General features: G+C 34.3%; 2 protein-coding genes. Both read right to left on the bottom strand.

The window, feature by feature from the left end; genetic code table 11:
* Positions 1-6650: pectate lyase-like adhesive domain-containing protein (locus BM203_RS08250; RefSeq protein WP_143453059.1), on the bottom strand; the 6650-nt coding region annotated here is incomplete at its 3' end.
* 867 nt (positions 6651-7517) lie between these two features.
* The coding region (locus BM203_RS08245) for an SLAP domain-containing protein (RefSeq protein WP_143453058.1) at positions 7518-8679 on the bottom strand (1162 nt) is incomplete at its 5' end.

Here is an 8679-nt window from a genome sequence, read left to right as displayed (position 1 = left end):
ATCGCATTATTAGCAATTGTATCAACTGCATCTTTATCTGCTTGATTAGTTAAGCCAGGTTTGACCTTATCAGCTTCTGCCTGAATTTCAGCCTTGGCCTTGGCTTTAGCAGCAGCTAAATTAGCATCTTTTTCAGCTTGATTGATTGCATTAGTAGTATCCTTGACAATTTGATCTATCTTACCCTTAGGATTTGGATCTGCATCAGCTTTATCAATATCTGCATTGGCCTTGCCAACAGCAGCATCAATATCACTAATGGCCTTGTCATGAGCTGCTTTAACTTCATTTTGTTGCTCTTTAGGCAAACTATTGTAATCAGCATTGATTCTGTCCTTAGCAGCTTGAGCTTTTTCAGCAATATCAGCTTTAGCTTTAGCCTTAGCTTGATCTAAATCTGCTTTAAGTGCGTTATTTTTGGCAGCGTTGATATCGCTCTCGCCCTTTGCTTCAACTTGATTTGCCAGATCCTTAGTTCCTTGTTTTGCAACATCACTCTTAGCTTGATCGCGAATATTCTCAATCGCTTTTTGGGCGTTTGCTTTATCTTCAGGTGATAAAGTAGAACTATTAATTTGATCAATAGCATCTTTAGCTACACTATCTAACTTAGCTTGATCAGCAGCAATTGTTTGATTAAGATCCATTGCATCTTTTAAAACATTGTCCATGTTATCGATGCCAGTTTTCTTTTCTTGGTCAATCGTACTAATAGTAGTAGCAGCATCAACCTTACCAATTGCATCAGTATAAAAACCGTTTACTTTATCAGTTAATGCTTTTTTACCAGTAGCATCAATTGTATTTAAGCCATTAATTTGTGTATTAACTTTATCTTGTTCAGCTAATAGTGCTGCTTTAGCAGCATTTTTAGCTGCTTGCAAGTCTGCATCAGTTTGAATTTGATTTAGATTATCACGACCTGCTGTTGTTGCAGCTTTTACACCTGCTTCATCAGTTGCACCATTAACAGCACTTTTAGCTGCAGTTAATGTATCATCTATTTTCTTACCAAAAGCTACTTTTTCTGTTTCAGATAAATTAGGATCGGCATTGATATGATCGCGGACTTTTTTAGCTAGCGCATCTAATCCATTATCAGGATCATTAATTGCTTTATCCTTAGCATCTTGAAGATTCTTAGCAATAGAATTGCCAATACTATTAACAATTCCCTTCATACCATTAATAGCATTAGTCTTATCTGTATTAATTGCATCAATCGTCTGGTCGCCAGCAATTTGGGAAACAGCAGGATCATAAATATCATTAATCTTTTGCTTTAGATCTTTTACTTGATCTGGTGTCATTTGATCTGCTTTTGCATCAATTGCCGCCAAATCTTTGTCTTTTTCAGCTTTTAATTCTTGTAAAGCCTTAGCCCTAGATGCAGTTAAATCAGCATCATTTAGATCTTTATTAATATTAGCTTCACCTGCTTGCTCTGCAGGATCAACTCCTAGTTTGTCAGCGGCATTAATCTTATTAGTTGCATCAGCCACATCAGCATCAATTTGATCTTTAAAGTGTTCTTTATTTGTTGGACTGAGCTGATCAGCTGGAATATTGTCGATTGCTTTTTTAGCAGCTTCAGCTTTAGCGTTAAGCTTATTAATTGCATCAGCTTTTTGTTTACTCAAAGCCAAATCATCCGCATCTTTACCAACACTATTGATATTATTAATAGTGTCATCATGTTCAGCTGGAATATTATTAGGATCGGTTTCATTCTTGATCTTATCAATACCTGTTTTAGCTGCATTATCAATTTTATCATTTAAAGCTTTAGTATCTTCAGGCTTAAGATCAGGATACTTAGTTGCGATTGAATTCTTTGCGGCCTCTTGAGCTTTTTTAATATCATCTATTGCTTGTTGCTTACTTTGTTCAACCGATAAGTCACCAAGTAAAGCATCTAGAGCTTTTTTACCCTTGTCATAGGTATCCTTAACTCCAGGTAAATCTGTTGCTTTGTCAATTTGTTGATTATATCCTAACGGATCAGTCAGATTATTAACAATCTGTTTTGCCTTTGTTTTTGCATTGGCAATTTCTGTAGCAGGTAACCCAGATTTATCAATTTTATCTTCGATATCTTTTTCATAAGCATCTAATTTAGCTTTATTAGCACTCTTGGCTGCCTCAAGAATGCCTGTTTTACCGTCAGCGATATCTTGCTTGATAGTTGCAGGATCTTTATCAACATCAATTTTGCCATTGGCCGCATTTAATGCATTATCAATTCCTGAAATATCTATTCCTGTACCAATATCTTGCTTAGCTTGATCGGCATTTGCTTTGACTTGCGATTTAGCCGCTGCTCTGAATTGACTCAAAACATCATTTTTGCTAGTATTTAACGCTTTGCCAACTCCATCAATAGATTCGGCATTGTCAATCAAAGTATTAGCATTTTTCACCGCATTATCAATTGCTGGATCTGTTGTAACACCTAAAGCGGCCTTATCAGCATCAGAGTCTGCTTTTATTTGAGACTTAGCAGCCTCTTTATATTTATTTAAAATATCATTTTTACCATTAATAACATCTTGTTTAATTTCATCAATAGTATTATGGCTATCAATATTTGTATCAGCAGTTTTTACTGCATCATCGATGCCCGGATCTAATGCATTAAGATTATCTTTATTTTCAGCTTTAGCAGCTTCTGCTTTTACTTGAGCTTTAGCAGCTTCTTTAGCAGCTGCAAGTAAGTTAGCTTTAGCCGTATTTTCAACACTGTCAGCAGTAGTACGATTATCAGTTGCCGGTGTGCCATCAGCAATTGCATCAATTTTATCTTGTTCTTTCTTAACAGTATCGGCAATAATTTTATCATCTGGGATTCCTAATCCATCTTGATATGACTTACCATTACCTGCAATTTCAGCTTTAGCAGCTTCTTTATTGAATTGGTTTTGTGCAATTATCTTAGCCTGATTAATATCATCATCGGTATTTTTCCCATAAATTGATTTACTTGGATCATAACCATCTGTTCCAGGTTTAGCCGTTGCAGCTTTAGCAACAGCGTCAATTGCATCAAGATATGGTTTTTTATCAACTGTACTTAATCCAGAATTATTAACACGATCTTTAGCAGCCTGAGCAGCTTTTCCTATATCATCTGCAACTTTTTGTTGCTGTTTAGCGGCATGAGTATTGTTAATATCATCAGTACCCTTAGAACCGTCTGGGTCTTTGCCGTTAATAATATCATCAACTGCCTTATTGGAGTTATCTTTAATATCATCAGTGTCTTCTGGGTGCTTAGCAATTTGATCTTTAGCAGCCTGCTCGACCTTTTTAATAGCGTCAATTTTTGCATTTATTCCATTGATGATATCTTCTGCTTCTTTTTTATGTTTCTCAACTTGAGTTTCATTTGGATCAGCATCAATATCACCGCCATCCTTAGCAATTTCAGTTGGGCGACTGAGTTGATCCTTCAATTTTTCAATTGCTGCTTTTTCATCAGCATTTAAAATTGGGTCAGCTGCGATACTATCAATATCTTGTTTGGCCTGATCAATTTTACCATTAATTTCAGTTTTAATGCCGGTTTTATAATCAGTCACTGCTTGATCGATTGCTGCAATACCATTTTCTTTAGCAGTATTAACCTTGCTTTGAACTGCATCAGCAGTATCGCTTAATCCAGTTGTTGGAACGCTATTAATGTTATTAATAGCTGTATTTTTAGCGGTATCAATTGCTGGCTTTTGTAAAGGATAAGCAACACTAGTTGCATTAGCTTTAGCAGTTACATCATTAATAGCTGAATCTTTTATTGACTGCTTGAGTGCAACAGCAATTTTGTCAAGGGCTGCTTGCTTACGTTTAGTGATTTCTGCTTCTGAATCACCAGTATAAACAGAGGTAGCAGTATGGTCTGGGTTAACTGGTTTAGTTGCATCAGCACCAGTTGATGTCATCACATCATCAAATGCCTTACTTTGATCCGGGGTCAAATTGCTTGGTTTTTTAGCTTTAGCAGCAACAATTGCATCATTAATTTCTTTAGCTGCCTTATCTTGAGCATCACCTAAAGTTACAATTCCTAAATCTTTAATTACTGGACGAATTCCTGCCTGAACATCAGCTGGGTTATAACTAACAAAATTAGCAGTAGGAACTAATGAAATTGCATCTCCCTTGGCTAACTGAGCTATATCACCTGCAGGAATAGTAAATTCGAAAGTTCCATCATCATTTACTTTAGCGACAAACTTTGAAGGTAAATCTGGTGCATTAGTAGAAGCATAGGGACTGACAATTTTAGGATCTTGTAGCAATTGACCTTCTTTAGACCCCTTATATTGAGCGATAATATAAGCATTAGTTCCACCAGGAATGTACTTATCAAGTAATCCACCGCTGTTAGGTCCATCTGTAGCTGGATTATAGTTGATAACTTTACCAGCAATTTTTCGGGAGCCATCAGGATTATTAGTGACAACAACGCTACTTGGATCAATATCCAAAAATCCACTGGAATTTGCTTGAATTAACTGCAAGTTATTATAGCCAACAGCTGTCGGATCCGTAAATATTTTTTCAAAAATCGTTTTATACAAACCATCAAAATCAGTGTTTCCAGTAGTAGCAGCATTTTGAATAGCAGTGGCTACTCCTTTTAATTCTGGTAATTGGAGAATTTTACTAATTTGTGGATCTTGTAACATACTTTGGAAAGTATCAAGATCAAACTTTTGCTGACCGTTCAAAAGTTGAATCAGATTTACAATTGCACCTTGAGTACCTTTTTGAACTTGGAGCGTATGTAATGGTGGGAGCGTGATGACTCCACCATTTATTGCACCAAGATCGATTCTTTGACGAGCATTAGCAATTGTAATTCCATTATTTCCTACAATACTTGTTCCCAAGCTCTTATTTAGATGTGCATCTAAAACAACTGAGGTTGGATTATTAATATTCATACTACCTGGCACATTAAGCAAAACTATGTTGCCTGTTCCAGCATTACCAACTAACTTAATATTTAAAGAGCCATTATTAATATCAGCCTTACCAGCAATATTAACCAATGTCCCAGCATACTTACCCATATTTTGACCAGTAACACTTAACTGACCGTTAGGGGCAATATTTAAATTTCCATTAATCGAAATCAGGTTATTGGCTGCTAAGGGATATGTGGTAATGTTTCCATTAGTAGTCACATTGATTAAGGCACCACTATCAATATTAAGAGATGATGACTTACCACCAATATAAATTGCTCCAGCTTGAGCCCAGTCTGTACTACCATTTATACCATCAAAATCAAGCTTACCAACATTGATTTTTAACGCACCCTTGACATCAATACTATTATTATCTCCAGGTGCAGCCGCAATAATACCGTACCTGCCATTTATACCTGCAGAAGGTATTAGGTTTATACCACCAGTTGGGGTATTACCAGCTGGCCAAAGCATAACCTTTGCAGTAGGCTCAACAATTATTTTGTTACCATTACCACCTAAGACAATAACACTGTCATTCCTAGTGATCCCAGTAAATGAATCATCAAAATCAATCACATTACCTGATCCAGAAATACTTAGCAATGGACGATTATCTACCAATCCATCAACTTTAACTGTTTTAGCAGTATTAGTACCTTTAAAATTAATGTGAGTGTTACTACCAGCATAAATCATCTGAGAGCCGCTAAAATCGACATTCTCAAAATTAATAATTGCATTAGTAGCTTTATCTGATCGAATTACACCATAAGTGTCAGCACTATGTAAAACAAGATTTTGAAAAGTTAAATTTAATATTCCACTGGTAACATTGGGATGATTACCTTTAAAATCTACTACATATCTATCTGATCCATTTTCATTAGACTTAATTAAAAGATTTCTACCTACAAAATTAATTGGTATTGTATTTTCACCTGTACCACCAACAGGAGCGTCTAGAATATCATTCATAACATCAATTTCGCTAATGTCCGCATTTGTTATTGCACTAGCAAGTTCGTCCCAGTTATGAACCTGCGCAGCATTGCTAGCAAGATCTTCAGTTCCAATCACATTTTCTTTACTAGTAGAAGGCTGATCAGAGATAGCCGGTGTATCTACTGGTGTATTAGAACTTGCACGCACATCGCTATTGACTGAAATTGCTGGCTGATTAGTTGAATTTGTACTAGAAACTGTAGCAGGGGAGGTTTGACCTGAATTGCTAGAATCCACTTGAGTATCACTTACTTTAGCAGGTGTCTTCAAAAAGGTCTGTAAAGCAGAATAAGTTGATAACTTAGTTTTATCATCTTTATCGTTACTAGCTGTTTTAGATTCTGAACTTTTTGCGTCTTTTATAGAATCAGTTTGTGGAATACTTGCTGTTGTATCTGTAGCATTATTTTTATTTGTATTCACTTGAGTATTGGCAGAATCCGCTTCAGGTTGTGACTTTTGCGTATCTGCAGAGTCTGCATTAGGTGCAGCACTAGCGGTTTGTACTGGATTAATAGTATCCGCTTTGGTAGTTTGACTAGTTAAACCAAAGAAAGTAAAACCTAACAAAACAGAAGCAGCACCAATACTCAATTTTCGAATTGAGAAGTGATCTTGCTTTGCCTGCATCTCCATCTTTCTTAGTCTTTCGGTAAAATTATTTTTTCCTAACATAAAACTATCCTTTCACAAATTAGTTGGCTCCTATTGGGTAACCGTTTAAACATTGTAGTTCTTATAAATTTTATTATCAATTTTAATAATTTAATTTTATATATTTTTATAATAATTTAATTTATAATAATATTTTTTATAAAAATATAAATAAAAACTATCTAAAAAAACATTGTCATAAAAGTATTTTTTATAAAAAATATAAAAAATAGTTTTTTATTATATTTTATTTTTTAAAATAAATATTTTTAATATATAAAAGTGATACATATAAATATTTTATATGTGTATGTGGATAATTTTTTTGAAATTCGATAGTGATTAGTGAAAAATACAATTTTACATATAGAGTAAAAGTAACAATAAAATATTTTAGTTATTAATACTATATTTATTAATAATTAGATAGTATATTACTAATAACTTATGGGATAATTTCTTTTATATTAGATTTTTAAAAAATATTTTTTATTTCAAACAGTAATAAATACTATACAAATAATATAAAAAATATTTTAAAATTAAAAAGCGCTAAAGCTTTATGCTAATAACGTTTTTAGTTGTTATTTACCTTAATTTTATAAGCAAGAATCTGGTAATATTATTTGCCAGATTAATGCCAGATACATAGCAAATTTGCTAACTACTACCCAAAAATTTAATGTATGGTCGCTATTTTTAAATTAAGTTTGCTATAGATATAAGATATACATATAACTGCAATTTTTTATCTTAGTAATAATAAATTTAGAATAGTGATATTTTATTACTTTGGTAGCTTTAAATAAGTTTAATATTAAGATTATATAAAAAAGGCTAATCCTACATTGAGAATTAGCCTTTTTTAGTAAACTTTTTACTTAATTTCTACTTTGTTATGAAGTTAGCCTCCTTAATATTTTTATTCTTGGCAACAATGTAATACGTACCATTCTTAATTCTGACTGGACTGCCATAAGTTCTAACCAGCTTGTACTTTCTGACAACCGAATGGTTAAGACGATTACCATATTGACTATATAGGTAAGCATTGTGTTTCAATCTTAATTTCTTTGCATCTATATTACCAGCCGCAATATACATACCGTTTTCCAATACATAGAAGAGACGATTATTAATGGTCTTAGTGCCTACAGTATTAACAATCGAACCCGCCTTAAAGATTAATTGATTACTACGAGTGCCCTTTTCATCATAAACGTAAGCATTATGCATAATTTGCTTTTCATTTACTGCAACAGCTGCGTCAGCGGTTGAGGTATTGATTGGTTCTACCTCTTCTGCTTGTGTTTCAGTAACAATCTTCTTAAGCATAACATTTGATGCCTTTACGTATCGATTCTTAGCAATGATAAAGTATAACGATCCTCTAATGGTAACCGCACTACCGTAAGTATTAATTAATCTATCCTTACGTAGTAATCCTGCCGAGTTAATCCGTCTACCATATTGGTCATAAACAGCTGCATTATGCACTAACTTCTGGACACGATATTTAACATTACCTAGTGCCAAGTAATACTGCTTATTAGCAGCATTTTGATCATGCAAAATGTAGAATTGACGTCCATTAATGGTTGTTACTCCATAAGTTGTTACTACAGAACCAGCTCCTAGGATAACCTTATTGCAACGACTACCTGTTTGATCATAAAGATAAGCATTGTGCATTAGAGTTACATCTACTCCATGATCATTATCTTTAGATGAAGAATTGTGACCTGGCTCAGAATCTGATGAGTTTGGTTTGTTTGCTGTGTCATTTGGGGTACCCGGTGTACCTGGTACACTTGGAATATTACCTGAATCATGATGGTTTCGATCATTTTGAACCTTCGGATCATTATTCCAAATGTCCTTAGCCGCGTCACTATCTTGGGTACTATCCTTGATAATTTGGTTAATGGCCGCGTCACGATTTGTATCAACTTCGTCAGTTGTAGTTGATTTGTCAATCTTACCCTTGCCTTCAGTTACAATCTGGTCAATCTTGTCCTTGATTGCTTGCTTTTCATTAGTGGTGTAGTCA

The organism is Lactobacillus bombicola (genome assembly GCF_900112665.1).
GTDB lineage: Bacteria > Bacillota > Bacilli > Lactobacillales > Lactobacillaceae > Lactobacillus > Lactobacillus bombicola.
This window is presented reverse-complemented; position numbering and strand designations above follow the sequence as displayed.